Raw genomic sequence first — 17,079 nt, 5'->3', positions numbered from 1 at the left:
TTGTGGAATATGACAATGATCGCTCCCTTCACTTCGAATTCGGCAGGCCATCGCAGGGCCGCGCTGAATCTGTAAACAATATCGGGACTTTACGAACGGCAACGCCTCGTAATCGCCGTACCTGCCCTCTGGAATATCAAATTATCATACTTTTTTGTTTCCATGTGTAAAATTTACTTTTATCAATGAGCGATAATTATTCGAAACGTCGGGCGATGGAAACCATTATGCGGCCTTTTAAGTTCAGAATTCCATGTTGGACGGTCTGTTTGGTCGCGGCCCTGATGTCGACGGGCTGCGCTGGCATGACCACGCAGGTGCATGACGCTGCGGAACTTCGGGCCGCTGTGCGTCAGCCGGGCCAGGACATTTCGGTAATTCAACTGGCGCCAGGCACCTATTTCCTTGATCAGCCCCTGGTTCTCGATGAAACTTTTTCAGGTACCCGCTCCCGACCCAGGATCATTCGCGGCCCTGAAGGCGGCACCGCCATCCTGAGTGGTGGACGGCCTCTGGTCGGGTTGAAATGGCAAAAGGTGGATCAGCAGGTTTGGCGCGCGCAGGTCGATGGGCCGGCCTTCAGCCTGCTATGGCTGGACGGTGCACGCCTGGTCAGGGCGCGCTATCCCAATTATGACGCCAGGGTCCTACCCATGGGCGGTGTATCCGCCGACGCAACATCGGCAGCCAGAATCGCCCGATGGACCGACCCTGCCGGCGGCATAATTCACGCTATTCATTCCAGCCGCTGGGGAGATATGCACATAGAAATTCTCGGCAAGCGGCCGGATGGCACGCTGGAACTGGCGGCACCCGTCGGAAACAACCGGGAGATGGGACCGAGCTTAAACGAGCGCTATGTTGAAAACATAAGAGAAGAACTGGACGCGCCCGGCGAGTGGTACCTCGATACAAAGGAACACTGGCTATACTTCATGCCGTCTGGTGACGCGCCGCACCCCGCCGACGGCTTCATCGCCAGTCGACTGGAAACCATCGTTAAAATTGCCGGCGTGAGCCAACCCGTTCACGACGTCGTTCTGCAAAATCTATCCTATCGCTATGCCGAACAGACCTTTCTGAAAACAGAGGAGCCCTTGTTGCGCTCCGATTGGAAATTTTCGCGGATAGGCGCGATTGTCATCGAAAACGCCGAGCATATCGACGTCACCGATGGCGAGGTCACCGAAGTCGGGGGCAATGGCGTGGTCGTCAACGGCAGGGCCCGACACGTGGGGATCCGCCGCAACGAAATTTATCAGATCGGGGCCAGCGCTATCTCGTTTGTCGGCCGCCCCGATGCCGTCCGCTCAGCCTTGTTCGAGTATTACCAATCGCAGCCGCTGGCGGCCATTGACCGGCAGGCGGGCCCCAGAAGCGAAAACTATCCCGCCGACAGCACAGCCGAAGACAATCTGATCCATGACAACGGCTTCTTCGAAAAACAGTCGGCGGGTGTTGAAATTTCGATGGCGGCGCGCATAACCGTCAGTCACAACAGCATTTATCGTCTGCCACGCGCCGGTATCAATATCGGTGACGGCACCTGGGGCGGTCACCTCCTTGCGGACAATGACGTGTTCGACACCGTGCGGGAGACCGGCGATCACGGCGCCTTCAATAGCTGGGGGCGCGATCGTTACTGGCATCCCGATCGCGAAGAAATGGATAGGCGCACCCAGGCGGATCGCAGCCTGACCTCACTTGACGCCGTGGAACCGGTCATCTTGCGCCACAATCGTTGGCGCAGCGACCATGGCTGGGACATTGATCTCGATGACGGAGCCAGCAACTACATTATAGAGGATAATCTCATGCTGTCGGGCGGTCTGAAGCTGCGGGAAGGATTCGATCGCACAGTCCGCAACAATATTATGCTCAACAACACGCTGCATCCGCATGTCTGGTTCGTGAACAGCGACGACGTATTCGAGCACAATATCGTCATGACGGCATACCAGCCCATCCGCATTCCGCAATGGGGCAAACGCGTGGACAGCAATCTGCTGCCAAGTCAGGCAGCACTTGATCAGGCTCGCCATAATGGAACGGACATCCATTCGACGTTCGGCACGCCAGACTTTGTCGACCCCCAAAATGGCGACTATTCTGTTCGCCCCGGCAGTCCTGCCATCCGCATCGGTTTCAAAAACTTCTCCATGGATGACTTTGGTGTTCGCCCCAAGCGTCTGCGCCACCGCGCCGAGAAACCGGGTTTCCCCTCGCCATTGGGTGATACGGCCCAGGGGGCCGGGGCTGAAGAAATATCCTATGCGGGCATGACATTGAAATCCGTGACAACCGCCGGTGAACAATCCGCCGCGGGTTTGCCCGAGATCGCCGGCGTAATGGTCTTGTCCGTCGACAAGGACGGTCCGGCAGCCGCGGCCGGCTTTAAAGCCGGGGATGTCATCATCGCCTTGCCAGGTGACGCAGGCGATACGATACAGGCGATAAATACCTCGGGAGAACTGCTCGCTGAGTTCAAGAGCCGCCGTTGGCGTTATGAGATTGCCGTGCGTGTGATACGCAATCAGTCTGCGACCGACCTGCGCCTCGCCCTGCCGCAATAGTTGCGCTACTATGAAACCTGAGCCTCACTCCAAGAACAGAGGCCAAACCGGGAGATACCTATGAAGACCCTGATCCTCCTTAGCCTTGCGCTGATCAGTTCCACCCCTGCGCCCGAAGCCAAGTGGGAGTCTATCTTCGATGGAAAGACTCTGACGGGATGGACGCCGAAGATGGCGGGCCGCGCGGTCGGCGAGGACCCGTTGCACACCTTCGTTGCGGAGGATGGTGTCATCCGCGTCTCCTACGCCAACTACAAGCAGAAGTTTGGCGGGGAGTATGGCCATCTGTTCTGGAAGGAGCCATTGAGTGCCTATCGCATTCGTTTCGAATACCGTTTGTTCGGCGACCCGTTGCCGGATATCAAGGAATGGGAAATCGGCAATTCAGGTCTGATGATCCATGCGCAGGCGCCCGAAACCATGCGTAAGGAACAGGCATTTCCCGTAAGCCTGGAGTTTCAACTGCTGGGCGTGCCCCGCCCAGCCAAAGAGCCGACAGGCAATCTTTGCACCCCTGGCACTACGGTGGTTATCGACGGGAAGCGCGATCTGCGTCACTGCATTCTGTCTACGTCGCCGGTGCTGCCGATCGGTCGATGGACCCAGGCTGAAATAGAAGTCCTGCCCAATGGTGAGATCACACATTTCGTCGACGGCGTTCCGGTTCTGCATTATTCCGCGCCCGAGCTTGACCCGGCGGACAAGGATGCGGAGCGATTGATCACGGCAGCAGGTGGCGCGGTTCGTCTGGGGCGAGGCTATATCGCGCTGCAGGCAGAAGGCCAGCAAATCGAGTTCCGGAACATAGAAATTCAGCGGCTCGACTGAGCCGTTTTCGCATTTTTTCAGCTCAGACGCCGCATGGCTCGCGCAAACATGCGCGGCGGGCGGTCGCCCTTGCCAAGTTGCAATGAGTCAGCGTCATTGCAACTTGGAATTACCTATCTTTTCTTTTTCTTTTTGGCATTCTTGACGCCGTCGCGGGCGCCGGAGGGGTCGCGGAAGCCCGGCTTCTTCGGGCCCTTGCCGCGCGGTTGAAATCCCACCTTGTCGGTTCGCTTGCGCACGCCTAGGCGCGGACGCGGCGCGCTGGGGTCAAAGGCCGCCGGTTCCGACAACATCTTGAAGACCAGCCCGCCGGTGACCGGCATGGCTTCCGCCAATTCGACCTCGACGGTGGCGCCGAGGCGCCAGCGCCCGCCGTGGCGTTCGCCGATCAGGGCGTGCTGGACGTCGTCATGGACATAGTAGTCGTCGCGCAGGGACGACACCGGGACGATGCCATCGGCGCCGGTATCGGTCAGTTTGACAAACAGCCCAAACCGCGTCACCCCGACGATCCGGCCAGTGAAGGTGGCGCCGACCTTGTCGTGCAGATAGGCCGCGATATAGCGCTCGATGGCCTCGCGTTCGGCCTGCATCGATCGACGTTCGGTCGCGGTGATATGCTCAGCCGTGTCGGCCAGGGTCTTGATCTCATAGTCCGTCAGGCCATCGTCGCCCAGCTTCAGGGCACGGATCAGGCCGCGATGGACGATCAGGTCGGCATAGCGGCGAATCGGCGAGGTGAAGTGGGCGTAGTGGTCCAGGTTCAGGCCGAAGTGACCGAAGTTTTCCGGGCTATAGTGCGCCTGCATCTGGGTGCGGAGGACGACTTCGTTGATGATCTCGGCATTGGGGCCGTCTTTCGCTTCTTCCAGCAACTGGTTGAAGCGCGGCGTGCGCGGCGGCTCACCCTTGTTCCAGGCAATGCCGAGCGTGCCCAGGAAGTCGGCCAGGTTGGTGACCTTTTCCAGGGAAGGGCTCTCATGAACGCGATAGATCAGCGGCGTCTTGTGCTTTTCCAGCGTTTCGGCCGCCGAAACATTGGCCTGGATCATCATCTCTTCGATCAACTGCATGGCGTCGAGTGAGACGCGCGGCTCGATCTTGATGACATTGCCCTCGGCGTCGAGGTGGACGCGGCGTTCGGGCGAATTGATCTGCAGCGGCTGGCGAACCTTGCGGCCGCGCGTCAGGCAGGCGTGGGCGGCCCACAGCGGTTTGAGCAGGGTATCGAGGATTGGCCCGGTCTTGTCGTCGGGCGTGCCGTCTATGGCGGCCTGGGCCTGCTCATAGGACAGCTTGGCGGCCGAGCGCATCAAACCGCGGACGAACTTGTGATTCAGCTTACGGCCCTCGGCGCTGAACACCATGCGGACCGCCAGGGTGGCCCGGTTCTCGCCCTCCTGCAGGCTGCAGAGGCCCGATGACAGGACGTGAGGCAACATGGGCTCGACCCGATCGGGAAAGTAGGTCGAGTTGCCCTTGTCGCGGGCGTCGCGGTCGAGGCTTGAATTGGGCGTGACATAGTAGGCGACATCGGCAATGGCGACCCACACGACCCAGCCGTCGGGATTGGCGGGATCGTCGTCGGCGTGGGCATAGACAGCGTCGTCATGGTCCTTGGCGTCGACCGGGTCGATGGTGACGAAGGGCAGGTCGCGCAGGTCGGTGCGTTTGCCAAGGCCCGGCGCGGTGGCGTTCTTGGCCTCGGTCTCGGTTGCTGTGTCAAATCCCAGGCGCAGGCCGTGGCTGTGGATCGCCATGATGGAGGCTATCTTAGGCGAATCCTCCTTGCCGATGACTTCCAGCACGCGGGCGGGCTTGGGGCCGTATTTGTGTATGCCGCCGACCGGGGCTGCCACCACGACATCACCGTCTTCCAGCGTCTCGAGATTGGCGCCGGTCAGGGTAAAGCTGTCTTTTTCCTTGCGGTTGACCGATTCGAGGCGGATTTCGCGCTTGCCCTTGCGGACCACGCCCACCAGCTTCGCCGCGCCCTGGTCGAGGATCTTGACCAGATGGGCGACCCAGCCGTCGGAAACCTTCTCGAAACGGACATAGAGGCGATCGCCGAGCGCCGGCGGCGTCTGGGCGACGGATTTCTTGAGCGGAGCCAGACGGGCGAGGGGGGACTCAGCTTGCGGCTTGCCCTTGTCGCGGCGGTCAGCCGTGGGGCGGCCCCACTTGACCCACAGTTCGCCGTCGATATCGCGTTCCACGACTTCAACGACGCCGGTTTCGGGCAGGGCGCCTATAGCGCCGAAGGTCTTGCGGCCGCGTTTGTCGAGCTGGCCGGCTTCGGAAAGTTGCTTGAGGCGCTGGCGCAGGGCGCGGCGGTCTTCGCCTTTCAAGCCGAACTGGCGAGCCAGATCGGAGACATCGAGTTGACGGTTTGTGGCAAGCGCTTCGAGGAGGGTCTTGTCATCGGGCAGGCCCGCGGTCGGGCGTGCAGGGGCCTGGCTTCCAGGCTTCTTCGGTAGTTTCATCCGCATAGTGTACGCGGAGTCTTACGCATAAACCACCCCAATTGCGGGATTAAGTGTTCCAGTCAGGCTATAAACCAGAGCCCGCGCGAAGCGCACTACGTGTGGCCTGCACCTGCGCGCCCAAGATAAGGCACTGAAAAATCTGTGCTAATCTGTGAAATCTGTGTAAAAACAACCTTCGTCAAAGTCGTGGCCCACAGATTTTCACAGATTAGCACAGATTATTTCAGTGCGCATTTTGAACCATGGGTCAGGCGGTCTTGGCCTTTTTGGCGGGAGCCGCCTTTTTTGCCGTGGTGGCTTTCTTGGCCGCCGGCTTCTTTGCAGCAGGCTTAGCTGCCGCCTTTTTAGCAGGCGCCGCTTTCTTGGCCTTGGTCGGGGCGCCGCCCTTGGCCTTGACCAGTTCGATGGCCTGTTCCAGCGTGACGGTTTCCGGGCTCATATCCTTGGGCAAGGTCGCGTTGATCTTGCCGCATTTGATATAGGGGCCGTACTTGCCCGGCATAACCGAGACCTTGTCGCCGCCTTCGCCGAAGGTGCCGAGTTCTTTCAAGGCTGTCGCCGCACCACGGCCGGGCTTGCCGCCGCCGGCGCGCTTGTCAGCCAGCAGGGTGACGGCACGATTAAGCCCGACTTCGAATATTTCTTCAAAGCCGGAAAGATTAGCATAGGTGCCGTCATGGGCGACGAACGGTCCGAACCGGCCGAGCGCCGCAGTGATCGGCTTGCCGTCTTCCGGATGCAGGCCGACTTCGCGTGGCATGCTGAGCAGCTTCAGGGCGCGTTCCAGGTCGATCGACGCCGGCGGCCAGATCTTGGGCAGGCTGGAGCGTTTGGGCTTGTCCTCTTTCGACTCGGCTTCGCCCAGCTGGACGTAGGGACCGAAGCGGCCGATCTTCAGCGACACAACCTTGCCGGATTCAGGATCAGTACCGAGATCACGGTCGCCGGATGCGGAGGCGTCGCCGCCCTCGGCATCAGGCGAGCCAACGGGACGCGTGAATTTGCAGTCCGGGTAGTTGGAGCAGCCGATAAAGGCGCCGAAGCGCGACGTCTTCAGGCTGAGCAGACCATCGGCGCACGACGGGCAGGCGCGCGGATTGCTGCCGTCGCCCTTGTCCGGAAAGATGTGCGGTCCCAGGGCTTCGTTGAGGGTATCCAGAACCTGCGACACACGCAGCTCCGACATGCCGTCGGCAGCGGCGTGGAAATCCTTCCAGAAATCACGAAGTAATTGTTTCCAGTTCAGTTCACCGGCCGACACCAGGTCGAGCTTCTCTTCCAGGGCGGCGGTGAAGTCGTACTGAACGTAGCGATGGAAGAACTGGTCGAGGAAGGCGGTGACCAGGCGACCCTTGTCTTCCGGGATAAAGCGGTTCTTGTCCATGCGGACATAGTCGCGGTCGCGCAGCACGCCCAGGATCGAGGCGTAGGTCGACGGCCGGCCAATGCCCAGTTCTTCCAGCTTCTTGACCAGGGTGGCTTCGGAATAGCGCGGGGGCGGTTCGGTGAAGTGCTGGACCGGCTTGACCTCGTGGGTCTGGGTGACGGTACCGGCCTGGACGGCGGGCAGGCGGCCGCCATCCTCGTCGGTGTCGTCGTCCTTGCCTTCTTCGTAGACGGCCAGATAGCCGTCGAAGGTGATGACCTGGCCGGTGGCGCGCAGACCGGTCTGCTTGTCCGTACTGAGAATATTGATGACGGTGTTTTCGACGCGGGCCGATTCCATCTGCGAAGCGACGGTGCGCTTCCAGATAAGTTCGTACAGCCGGGCCTGGTCACTGTCGCCCAGGCGCAGGGTTTCCGGACGGCGGTACATAGACGTCGGGCGGATGGCTTCGTGGGCTTCCTGGGCGTTCTTGGCCTTGACCTTGTAGTGGCGCGGTTCGGCCGGCACATAGGCGGCGCCGAAGCGCTCACCGATCAGCTTGCGGTTCTCGGCGATGGCATTGGGTTCGACATAGACGCCGTCGGTCCGCATATAGGTGATCAGGCCGGTCGTCTCGCCGCCGATATCGACGCCTTCATAGAGCCGTTGCGCGGTCTGCATGGTGCGCGTGGCGGAGAAGCCCAACTTGCGCGCCGCCTCCTGCTGCAGGGTCGAGGTGGTGAAGGGCGGTTGCGGCGAACGCTTGCCGGGCTTTTGCTCGACGTCGGCAATGACGAAGTTGGATTTTTTGATCGTGTCCCGCGCGGCAAAGGCAGCGGCTTCGTTCGGCATGTCGAACTTGCCCAGGCGCTTGCCGTTCAGCGTGAACAGCTTGGCGTTGAACGGCGGCGAATTGGCTGAGACCTCGGCGTCGACGGTCCAGTATTCCTCGGTGCGGAACTTCTCGATCTCGATTTCGCGGTCGACGACGATCTTCAGCGCCACCGATTGGACGCGGCCGGCCGATCGGGCGCCCGGCAGCTTGCGCCACAAGACGGGCGAGAGGGTAAAGCCGACCAGATAGTCGAGGGCGCGGCGCGCCAGATAGGCTTCGACCAGTTCCATGTCGAGTTCGCGCGGCGCGGCCATGGCGGCCTGGACGGCGGACTGGGTGATGGCGTTGAATGTGACGCGCTGGACCTGCTTGTCCTTCAGCACGCGCTTCTTGTTGAGCACTTCCAGGACGTGCCACGAAATAGCCTCACCTTCGCGATCCGGGTCGGTCGCCAGGATGACACGGTCGGCGCCCTTGATGGCTTCGGCGATGTCGCTCATCCGTTTCGCCGACTTGGGATCGATGTCCCAGACCATGGCGAAATCTTCGTCCGGTTTCACCGACCCGTCCTTCGACGGCAGGTCGCGGATATGGCCGAAGCTGGCCAGCACCGTAAAACCCTTGCCCAGATACTTGTTGATGGTCTTGGCCTTGGCCGGGCTTTCAACGATAACGACGGTCATTAGAGCTCATTTCAGGCGAATCGCGCCCGGCAGCGCAAAGGGAAGGGGGAGGAACAGGCCGCAAAGCCGAAGCGGTAAAGCGGCTCAGTCCATGGCATACATGCTAATCGATTCCCGGTCTGTCAACCGGCAAGCGATTCCCAAGGTCGGCGATTTGGCCCGTATCGCTGCGAATAGCCAGCAATTTATTCAAGATGCGCGCACATAGCCGCCTTCGATCTCTTCGATTCGGCCGGATATTTCGAGTTCGCTCAGCGCGCTGAGCGCCAGACGCGGGGGCGCACCGGTAAGGCGCAGCAGATCGTCGCGCGACACCGGTGTGGCGCTTGCCAGGCCAAGGAGTTTCTGGGCCAGGCGGCCGATATCGTCCTCGTTCTGGCGTTCGAGAACCGGCGGGGGCAGGGGCGCGCCTGATGGCTCAGGGGCGGAAAAGCCCAACTGGTGTTCCAGGATGCGGATCACATCGTCGGCATTTTCGCACAGATTGGCGCCCTGGCGCAGAAGATCGTTGCTGCCGCGGGTGCGCGGATCGAGCGGCGAGCCCGGTACGGCGAAGACCTCGCGATTCTGTTCGGCCGCCAGGCGGGCCGTGATCAGCGAACCGGAGCGCAGTTCGGCCTCGACAACGATGGTGCCGAGCGAAAGGCCGGAAATGATGCGATTACGGCGCGGGAAATCGCGCGCCTGGGCCTTATAGCCAACCGGGCTTTCGGAAATGAGCAGGCCCTGGGCCGTGATTCGTTCGTAAAGGGCCGCATTGTCGGGCGGATAGACGTCATCGACTCCGCCGCCCAGAACCGCCACGGTCCCGGTATTGAGGCTGGCCTCATGGGCGCGGGCGTCGATGCCGCGGGCCAGACCCGAGACGATGTGAAAGCCGGCCTTGGCCAGTTCCCCGGCGAGGTTGGCGGCCATGGTCTGGCCGGCGGCGGAGGCATTGCGCGCGCCGACCACGGCAACGGCGCGGGGATGTGTTTTCAATGGCCCCAGGGTCCACAGGACGGGCGGCGCGGCATCGACCTGGGCCAGCAGAGTCGGGTAGTCGGCATCGCCCAACAACAGCAGCCGAGCGCCGATACGGTCGGCGCGGGCCAGTTCTTCATCGACCTTGGCCAGAGGGGCAGCGACAAAGTTGCCGCCGCTGCGCCGAACCATGTTGGGCAGTTCGTCCAGCGCCTGCAGAGCGCTGCCGTAACGGGTCAGCAGGCTAGCGAAATTGACTGGCCCTATGCGCGCCGATCGTGCCAGGCGTAACCGGGCGTGGCGCTCAGCGTCGCTGTCGGCGGGGGCGATACGGTCGAAGGGCAAGGGGGAAACTCCTGTTTGTCCCGACGCTATCAGGGAAAGTTTCCAGCCTCAAGTTCACCGGCCTTGAGAAAGCCGGAAAACGCTGGCATGAGCACGGTGCAGGAGACGGATCATGCGCGACAATAACGAACCTGCCAGGTTGGCCGACGATATCAGCATCCATATCTTCACCGTGTCCTCGGCCATGGTCGGGGTCTGCCTGACGGCGGTGGGGCTGCTGCACGTCATCACCTCGATCCGCAAGGTCGCGACCTTCGCCGACGACATCGTCACCGGCGACGCGATCCTCTTTTTGATCGCCAGCCTGTGCTCCTATTGGGCCCTGCGGACGCGCAGCCAGCGCCGGCACTACACCCTGGAAAAGATCGCCGACGCCGTGTTCGTGGTCGCCATGTGCGTGACGGTGGGAGCGTGCGTCTTCATGACCTTTACGCTGAGCGCGCAGCATTAGGCATCTGGCGCGTCGGAAGGTGCCGGTGCGTCTTTCTTCTGGCCGATCTTCGGTTCCTCGCCCTTGAGCAGGCGGCGGATATTATCGCGATGGCGGATATAGATCAGCACCGCCATAAATAGCGCCATCAGTTCAAAGGCGAAGGGTGGGTCGACAAAGGCCAGCACAAATTGCGCGACCGGCACGACCAGCGCCGCGGCGACCAGGGCCGACAGTGAACTGATACGGAAGATCAGTGCCGTCAGCAACCACAGGCCGGCGGCGATCAAACCCATGGGCCAGCAGGCGGCCAACAAGGTGCCCATGAAGGTTGCGACGCCCTTGCCGCCCTTGAACTTCAGCCAGACCGGATAGAGATGGCCCAGAAACGCCGCCGCGCCGGCAATGGCCATAGCGGTCTGACGCGTCGCGACGTCGTGCCCTGTCAGCAGGGCAAAGGCCAGGCCGACCGCCGCGGCGCCCTTGCCGGTATCGCCGACAAAGGTGATGAGGGCCAGGTCCTTGCGCCCGGTGCGCAGGACATTGGTGGCGCCGATATTGCCCGAACCGACGGCGCGAATATCGATGCCCGCCAGCTTCGTGGTCAGGACGCCGAAAGGAATCGCGCCCAGCAGATAGCCGCCGACCAGGGCCAGAGCATAGACTATCAAGTCGGGAAGGCTTGGCATATGTGCGTTATTCTCATTGCTCGTAGACGAGACGCCCGTCGACGAAGGTTTTCAGCACCTTGCCCTGAAGGGTGCGATTCTCAAAGGGCGAGTTCTTCGATTTTGACAAGATGTCTTTTTCGCGCAACGCAAAGGGGGCATCGATATCGACCAGAATGACGTCGGCGGGAGCGCCGCGCGACAGGGTTCCGGCGTCCAGGCCCAGCAATTGTGCCGGATTGATCGTCACGGTACGCAAGATGTCGAGCAATGGCACATCGGCGTCGAGATGCAGGCCGATCAGGGCCGGCAGCAGGGTTTGCAGGCCGATGGCGCCGGGAACGGCTTCGGAAAACGGCAGGCGCTTGTCTTCGGCCGGGGCGGGGCAGTGGTTCGACACCACGATGTCGATCAGGCCGTCCTCCAGCGCCGCCACCAGGGCCAGCCGGTCGCGTTCGGCGCGCAATGGCGGATCGAGGCGGTAGAAGGTGCGGTAGTCGCCGATGTCAATTTCGTTGAACACCAGGTGGTTGATACTGACCGAGGCATAGACCTCCAGGCCGCGCGCCTTGGCGCGTTCCAGCGCCGACAGGCCTTCACGTGTCGAGACCTGGTCGACCAGGAAGCGCGCACCGGTCAATTCGACCAGGGCGAGGTCGCGTTCCATCATGATCCGTTCGCCCAGCGCCGGCTCGGTCGCCAGGCCCATGCGCATGGCCATCTCGCCCGAGGTGGCGACGGCCCCCTCCGACAGATAGGGCTCCTTGGGCCGGTGGGCGATCAGGGCGTTGAAACCGTTGGCATAGGCCAGGATGCGGCTGAGAATCTTGGTGTTGACGATGGGGTGGTCGACATCGGTAAAATAAAGCGCTCCGGCCTGGCTCATCAGGCCGATTTCGGCCATGCGCTCGCCCCGGGTGCCCTTGGTCGCTGCGCCGGCCGGATAGACGTGGACCAGTTCGATGTCACGGGCGCGGCGCAGGATGAAATCGACCATGGCCGGTTCATCGATTGCCGGATCTGTGTCGGGTTGGACGACGAAGGAGGTGACGCCACCGGCGGCAGCGGCCAGGCTGGCCGATTTCAGGGTCTCGGCCGGCTCATGGCCGGGCTCTCCCGTCTTGACGCGCATATCGATCAGACCCGGCATGACCGCCTTTTCGTCGCAGTCGATGACCTTCATGCCGGCGTGACCGGCGGGCGGCTGGTCGCCATGTATGACATCGGCAATGACGCCATCGGCGATGACGATCGAGCCCGGACCGTCATAGCCGGACGCCGGATCGATCAGGCGGGCATTGACCAGGGCAATCGGCTGCGCTTCCTTATGCGGACTCATTGATCATTCTCCAGTCGTGCGGCCAGCGAAGCCAGGACGGCCATGCGTGCCGCCACGCCCATCTCGACCTGGTCCTGGATCAGGCTGATGCTCAGGTCGTCGGCGACTTCGGAATCGATCTCGACGCCGCGGTTCATCGGGCCCGGGTGCATGACACGGACATTTTTCGCCGCCACGGCCAGTTTTTCCCGGTCAAGGCCGAAGAAGCGGTAATATTCGCGCGTCGACGGGATAAAGGCGCCATCCATGCGCTCCAGCTGCAAGCGCAGCATCATGACCACATTGGCGCCGGCAATGCCTTCGCGCATGTCGTGATAGACCTCGACGCCCCACTGGTCGGCGTCGCCGGGGATCAGGGTCGGTGGGCCGACCAGGCGGACATTGGCGCCCATATTGCTGAGCAGGATGACGTTGGAGCGGGCGACGCGCGAATGGGCGACATCGCCGCAAATGGCGATGGTCAGGCCGTCGACATGGCCGAAGGCGCGGCGGATCGACAACATGTCGAGCAGGGCCTGGGTCGGATGCTGGTGGCGGCCGTCGCCGGCATTGATCACCGAACAACCGACCTTTTGCGACAGCAGGGCGGCGGCGCCCGAGGCGGAATGGCGCACAACCAGCAGGTCGGGCCGCATGGCGTTGAGGGTCACGGCCGTATCGATCAGGGTCTCACCCTTGGCGACCGACGACGTCTTCATGCTCATATTGACCGTATCGGCACCCAACCGTTTGCCGGCCAGTTCGAAGCTCGACTGGGTCCGGGTCGAGTTCTCGAAGAACATATTGACCATGGTCCGGCCTTTCAGCAGGTCCATCTTCTTGGTCGTCTGGCGGTTCAGATCGACAAAGACGTCGGCCAGATCAAGCAGGGCCATGATGTCGGGCGGATCGAGATCCTGGGCGGCCAGAAAGTGGCGCTTGGGGAAGGGAACCAGGCGGGCGCGGATTAACTCGTTGACGTCGGGAAGTGTCAGGTTCGGCATGATCGTCAGCCCAAATGAAAGATGAACAGTAGCAGCGGCATGGTGACCGCGCTTAGGGAAGTCGTCATGGCCACGATCCCGGCCATCAGCGGCGCGTCGCCACCCATGTGCCGGGCCTGGACATAGGCTGCAGCGGCGCACGGCGCGGCGCCACAGGCCAGGGCCACGCCCTGGGCCAGGGTATCGCCACCGAAGACGCGGCATATCTGCCAGGCGAGGATCGGCATGACCAGAATTTTGAACAACGACACGGCGCTTACCAGAATCGGCCGGCGATAGATATAGCTGAACGACAGGCCGGCGCCGGCGAGGATCAGGCCTGTGGGGATGGCGGCCTGGCCCAGCATGGCCAGGGATTTTTCAGCAAACGGGATTGACGGAATACGTGTGAAATTGAGGAAAAGCCCGATCAGGCACGACGCGAAGATGGGATTGGTCAGCAGGGTCTTGGCCATCCACACTGGTGTACGTTCCGGAACCTCGCCCTCTGGCTCGCCCCAGCGCGCTAGGACCAGGATACAGATCATGTTGCTGGCCGGAATCAATGCGCTGATGGCGACCGCGGCTATGGCATTGGCACGGTCACCGAAGATGCCGGCGGCGACCGGAATGAAGACGAAGGAGTTGAAGCGCATCAGGCCCTGGAAAACGCTGGTAAAGGTCGGGCCGGAGAGTTTCAGGAACGGCTTCAACGCAAACCCTACGGCGGACGCGAAAATGACCGAACCCAGCACACCCAGGCTGACGGGACCGGCGGCGAAACCGCTGAGATCGGCGTGCCAGATGGCCGGGATCAGAAAGCCCGGATAGAGGACATAGACCGCGAACTTCTCGATCGGCCCCCACACATTCAGCGGCAGGAAGCCGGATTTCTTCAGGCCGTAGCCCAGCGTGATCAGCAGGAAGACCGGGACGATACCGTTGAGAATGGCGGCAAAGGTCATGGACAGACCTTCTTCCGTGGTGAAGGGATCCACAGATTACACCGATTACACAGATTTCTTAGCGCGCTTCGCGCCTTCACAAATTTGGCCGGCAACTCTGACCGGTGAGGACCACAGCAAACCTTAATCTGTGTAATCGGTGTAATCTGTGGATTCCCCTTCTTGCGAACTTCAGCCATAGGACGCGTCTCGCATCCGGTCCAAAGCGCCCTGGAGGATATAGGCTGCGGCGTTGCGGTCGATGACTTCGGCGCGCTTGGCGCGTGACAGGTCGGCCTCCTCGATCAGGAAGCGGTTCATCGCCGTCGACGACCAGCGTTCGTCCCAGAAGGCAATCGGAAGATCGCGTAGGCGCAGCAGGTTGCGGGCGAAGGCGCGGCACGACTGGGCGCGCGGGCCTTCGGTGCCGTCCATATTGAACGGCAGGCCGATGACCAGACCATCGGCTTCGCGCACCTTCATCAGATGGAACAGCCGCTCGGCCTCGAGCGTGAACTTCGATTTGCGGATCAGTTCAAGCGGGGAGGCCAGGGTCAGCGATATGTCGGAAACGGCTACGCCAATGGTCTTTTCACCCAGGTCGAGCCCCAGCAGGGCGCGGCGTGGCGTAAGCGCCCCCGCCAGTTCCGTAATGTCTATGACGGCCATGGGCGCGGTTTGCCGCCTGACGCCGCAAGAGTCAACCAGATGTGCGCAAAAAGGCAGTGGCGGATAAGGTTGCAAGTGTAATCAAGCGCGAATTGGTGTGTTTGAATTAATTACGAGATGTTAATTCATTGCCTAAAGTTAATGTCTAAAATGATGGTAATATATGGATCCGATTTAATAATAATCATCGTGCATTTGAATAATGATTATTGTATTCGGATTTCAGCGCCTAAGCAGCCAAAACCCATTTGAGGAGACACCCCATGATCCGCACCTTTACCGCCATCGCCCTGGTCACTGTTGCCAGCCTGTCCGCCGCCGGCGCCTGGGCCGGCGAAAGCCACGAGATTGCCCTTGGCGATAACCAGGCGCCGCAGGAAATCGTCGATACCAGCCGCGTCAACTTCAACGATCGCCAGCAGGTGGAAGCCTTGTACAGCAAGCTTCGCGCCGCTTCGGCCCGGGTCTGCGCCTTCGACAGCCTGTCGTGCAAGAGCCACGCTCTGACCGATGCCGTCCGTCAGATCAACCGTCCGGAATTGACGGCCTTTGCGCGCGGCGAGAGCGATGCTCCGCAGATGGCCGACGCCGGCCGCACCACTGCCGTCCGTCGCTGAGCCACCGGGCGCGCTTACCCAGAGTGGTCGTGCGCGTTGCTTTGTCGCCGGCAAGTATAGGCGATAGTGGCTGCTGTAATATTCCAGAGTATGTTCGCGTTATTTGCAAATCACAAGGCGGGCTCAACCTCCCCTGAGCCCAAAGTCCTCACTCGGAGTCTGAAATGAAAACCTTCCTCCCCTTGGCCGCCGTGCTGGCCGCCGTCTCTGTCCTGGCCTGCGGCACGACCCAGGCAGCCCCCGCGCCGGGCCGTCTTGTTCGTGTCGGCGCCGGTGAAGCGATCAAAACCATCGCCATTCGCAATACAGATCTGCAAAGCGAAGCCGGTGCGCGCTCTGTCTATAGCCAACTGCGCAATGCGGCGGTTGAAGTTTGTGACGTCGACGGCGAAGCGCCGGACTGGGTGCTGGTCCAGGACGAGGAATGCATCGACAACGCGGTCAGCGGTGCGGTCGATGACCTGCACAGCGAGCCCCTGCGTCACGTCCATCTGGCCGCGATCTCCCGCGACGCAACCGCGCCCGCCTATGCGCGTGACGATCGATAGGGCCATCCCATAGGGAATAGCGGCGGTTCCGCATCCTCCAAGCCGCTCAGCCATTCCTGAAACAGGCCGCGTCTCCCCGGACGCGGCCTGCCGTCATTTTCAATTGCCTGCCAGAGCCAGCACGGTATTGAGGAGGGTGGGAAGCGCCCGGTCAATTTCGGCGCGGCGCAGGTTGTTGGGCCTGTAGCGACGAGAAGTTTTGAAACACGAATGAACACGAATAGGCACGAATAAGACGCTTGCTAACGCGGCGCGGGCGGACCTGAGCGGTCGGAGCCTAATATTACTCCGTCTGCGGTTGCCGTATGTCATGAAATGCGCTGCGCGCGGCAGCGCCTTCATGCGCCTGTGCTTGAGCAAGACCTAATGCTGACGGTCAGGAACTGTCGCATTTGCCAGCCCGCGCAGCGTTAGCAAGCGTCTTATTCGTGTTCATTCGTGTTCATTCGTGTTTCAAGTCTTCTTGGGGGGAGCCATATCGTCTTCCATTAAATAATCGAGTGATTTGCTTTCCTCGGAAGCTTCGCTCGCCGTGAGGAGGGCAATAAACTCGTCATTCAAATCCTTTGTGAGTATCACCTGGCGGTCGTGACCTTTGAGGTGCTGGTATTCGGTGAAAGACAGCATCACGAGGCCGTCGCCATTGGGCCGCTGGAAAAATACCGGCTTCGACATCGCCACGTCGGTATATTCGTCGAAATTTGACTTGATCTCCGTGGCCGATATATCCGGATTCATGCGTGCCTCCTGCTGCGGCTGATGTTCATGATCTGCCGCAACTTATATCTTGCCAAGCCGCGCCTCAATCGCTAACCGAACTCCA

General features: G+C 61.3%; 14 protein-coding genes. 5 read left to right on the top strand and 9 right to left on the bottom strand.

The window, feature by feature from the left end:
* Nucleotides 1–185 precede the first annotated feature (185 nt).
* Together AC1DXO_RS12565 and AC1DXO_RS12560 are read left to right on the top strand one after the other, a co-directional pair.
* Nucleotides 186–2,573: a PDZ domain-containing protein gene (locus AC1DXO_RS12565; protein WP_476978494.1), complete on the top strand. Its 2,388-nt coding sequence runs from the start codon at nt 186–188 to the stop codon at nt 2,571–2,573.
* Nucleotides 2,574–2,633: 60 nt separating this feature from the next.
* Entirely contained in the window at nt 2,634–3,401 is a 768-nt protein-coding gene (locus AC1DXO_RS12560) for a 3-keto-disaccharide hydrolase (RefSeq protein ID WP_476978493.1), read from the top strand.
* 113 nt (nt 3,402–3,514) lie between these two features.
* Here AC1DXO_RS12560 and rnr read toward each other — a convergent pair whose 3' ends face one another.
* The 3 genes from rnr to dprA all read right to left on the bottom strand — a co-directional run bounded on the left by rnr (nt 3,515) and on the right by dprA (nt 10,079).
* Nucleotides 3,515–5,884 carry a ribonuclease R gene (rnr, locus tag AC1DXO_RS12555; RefSeq protein WP_476978492.1) on the bottom strand — a complete coding sequence of 790 codons (2,370 nt, stop codon included), beginning with the start codon at nt 5,882–5,884 and terminating at the stop codon, nt 3,515–3,517.
* A 250-nt stretch (nt 5,885–6,134) separates the two neighbouring features.
* On the bottom strand, nt 6,135–8,771 hold the full coding sequence (gene topA, locus AC1DXO_RS12550; RefSeq protein WP_476978491.1) for a type I DNA topoisomerase: 2,637 nt from the start codon (nt 8,769–8,771) through the stop codon (nt 6,135–6,137).
* Nucleotides 8,772–8,960: 189 nt separating this feature from the next.
* Nucleotides 8,961–10,079: a DNA-processing protein DprA gene (gene dprA / locus AC1DXO_RS12545; protein ID WP_476978490.1), complete on the bottom strand. Its 1,119-nt coding sequence runs from the start codon at nt 10,077–10,079 to the stop codon at nt 8,961–8,963.
* Nucleotides 10,080–10,191: 112 nt separating this feature from the next.
* Here dprA and AC1DXO_RS12540 point away from each other — a divergent pair, with 112 nt between their 5' ends.
* Complete coding sequence (locus AC1DXO_RS12540) at nt 10,192–10,530, top strand: hypothetical protein (protein ID WP_476978489.1); 339 nt, start codon at nt 10,192–10,194, stop codon at nt 10,528–10,530.
* Here the strand turns inward: AC1DXO_RS12540 and plsY are convergent.
* The 5 genes from plsY to ruvX all read right to left on the bottom strand — a co-directional run bounded on the left by plsY (nt 10,527) and on the right by ruvX (nt 15,091).
* The gene (plsY, locus tag AC1DXO_RS12535; protein WP_476978488.1) at nt 10,527–11,198 is read right to left on the bottom strand and encodes a glycerol-3-phosphate 1-O-acyltransferase PlsY; all 672 of its coding nucleotides are present in this window, start codon (nt 11,196–11,198) and stop codon (nt 10,527–10,529) included. The two genes, AC1DXO_RS12540 and plsY, sit on opposite strands and share 4 nt — an antisense overlap.
* Nucleotides 11,199–11,211: 13 nt before the next feature.
* Nucleotides 11,212–12,516 (bottom strand): dihydroorotase, encoded by a 1,305-nt coding sequence (gene pyrC / locus AC1DXO_RS12530; RefSeq protein WP_476978487.1) that lies wholly within the window; start codon nt 12,514–12,516, stop codon nt 11,212–11,214.
* Nucleotides 12,513–13,499, bottom strand: coding sequence for an aspartate carbamoyltransferase catalytic subunit (locus tag AC1DXO_RS12525; RefSeq protein WP_476978486.1), 987 nt, complete (start codon nt 13,497–13,499; stop codon nt 12,513–12,515). The genes pyrC and AC1DXO_RS12525 overlap by 4 nt, the downstream gene beginning before the upstream one ends.
* 5 nt (nt 13,500–13,504) lie before the next feature.
* The gene (locus tag AC1DXO_RS12520) at nt 13,505–14,476 is read right to left on the bottom strand and encodes an AEC family transporter (RefSeq protein WP_476978485.1); all 972 of its coding nucleotides are present in this window, start codon (nt 14,474–14,476) and stop codon (nt 13,505–13,507) included.
* Nucleotides 14,477–14,614: 138 nt separating this feature from the next.
* Nucleotides 14,615–15,091 (bottom strand): Holliday junction resolvase RuvX, encoded by a 477-nt coding sequence (gene ruvX, locus AC1DXO_RS12515; RefSeq protein WP_476978484.1) that lies wholly within the window; start codon nt 15,089–15,091, stop codon nt 14,615–14,617.
* Nucleotides 15,092–15,354: 263 nt separating this feature from the next.
* Between ruvX and AC1DXO_RS12510 the strand changes: the two genes are divergently transcribed.
* Both AC1DXO_RS12510 and AC1DXO_RS12505 read left to right on the top strand, forming a co-directional pair.
* Nucleotides 15,355–15,708, top strand: coding sequence for a UrcA family protein (locus AC1DXO_RS12510; RefSeq protein WP_476978483.1), 354 nt, complete (start codon nt 15,355–15,357; stop codon nt 15,706–15,708).
* Nucleotides 15,709–15,872: 164 nt separating this feature from the next.
* A complete protein-coding gene (locus AC1DXO_RS12505; protein ID WP_476978482.1) occupies nt 15,873–16,256 on the top strand; it encodes a UrcA family protein in 384 nt (127 codons plus the stop codon).
* Nucleotides 16,257–16,709: 453 nt separating this feature from the next.
* Here the strand turns inward: AC1DXO_RS12505 and AC1DXO_RS12500 are convergent, their stop codons facing one another.
* Nucleotides 16,710–16,994, bottom strand: coding sequence for a hypothetical protein (locus AC1DXO_RS12500; protein WP_476978481.1), 285 nt, complete (start codon nt 16,992–16,994; stop codon nt 16,710–16,712).
* Nucleotides 16,995–17,079 lie beyond the last annotated feature (85 nt).

It is taken from the genome of Asticcacaulis sp. P2_C5, from assembly GCF_056404555.1.
The sequence above is the reverse complement of the archived record's forward strand: the minus strand, read 5'-3'. Positions and strand labels throughout refer to the sequence as shown.

What these genes read in the sequence shown, in the direction of transcription:
- pyrC (WP_476978487.1), bottom strand. Translation starts at nt 12,516, where the DNA reads ATGAGTCCGCATAAGGAAGCGCAGCCGATTGCCCTGGTCAATGCCCGC.
- AC1DXO_RS12500 (WP_476978481.1), bottom strand. Translation starts at nt 16,994, where the DNA reads ATGAATCCGGATATATCGGCCACGGAGATCAAGTCAAATTTCGACGAA.
- AC1DXO_RS12525 (WP_476978486.1), bottom strand. Translation starts at nt 13,499, where the DNA reads ATGCCGAACCTGACACTTCCCGACGTCAACGAGTTAATCCGCGCCCGC.
- rnr (WP_476978492.1), bottom strand. Translation starts at nt 5,884, where the DNA reads ATGAAACTACCGAAGAAGCCTGGAAGCCAGGCCCCTGCACGCCCGACC.
- ruvX (WP_476978484.1), bottom strand. Translation starts at nt 15,091, where the DNA reads ATGGCCGTCATAGACATTACGGAACTGGCGGGGGCGCTTACGCCACGC.
- topA (WP_476978491.1), bottom strand. Translation starts at nt 8,771, where the DNA reads ATGACCGTCGTTATCGTTGAAAGCCCGGCCAAGGCCAAGACCATCAAC.
- plsY (WP_476978488.1), bottom strand. Translation starts at nt 11,198, where the DNA reads ATGCCAAGCCTTCCCGACTTGATAGTCTATGCTCTGGCCCTGGTCGGC.
- AC1DXO_RS12540 (WP_476978489.1), top strand. Translation starts at nt 10,192, where the DNA reads ATGCGCGACAATAACGAACCTGCCAGGTTGGCCGACGATATCAGCATC.
- AC1DXO_RS12560 (WP_476978493.1), top strand. Translation starts at nt 2,634, where the DNA reads ATGAAGACCCTGATCCTCCTTAGCCTTGCGCTGATCAGTTCCACCCCT.
- AC1DXO_RS12505 (WP_476978482.1), top strand. Translation starts at nt 15,873, where the DNA reads ATGAAAACCTTCCTCCCCTTGGCCGCCGTGCTGGCCGCCGTCTCTGTC.
- AC1DXO_RS12565 (WP_476978494.1), top strand. Translation starts at nt 186, where the DNA reads ATGAGCGATAATTATTCGAAACGTCGGGCGATGGAAACCATTATGCGG.
- AC1DXO_RS12510 (WP_476978483.1), top strand. Translation starts at nt 15,355, where the DNA reads ATGATCCGCACCTTTACCGCCATCGCCCTGGTCACTGTTGCCAGCCTG.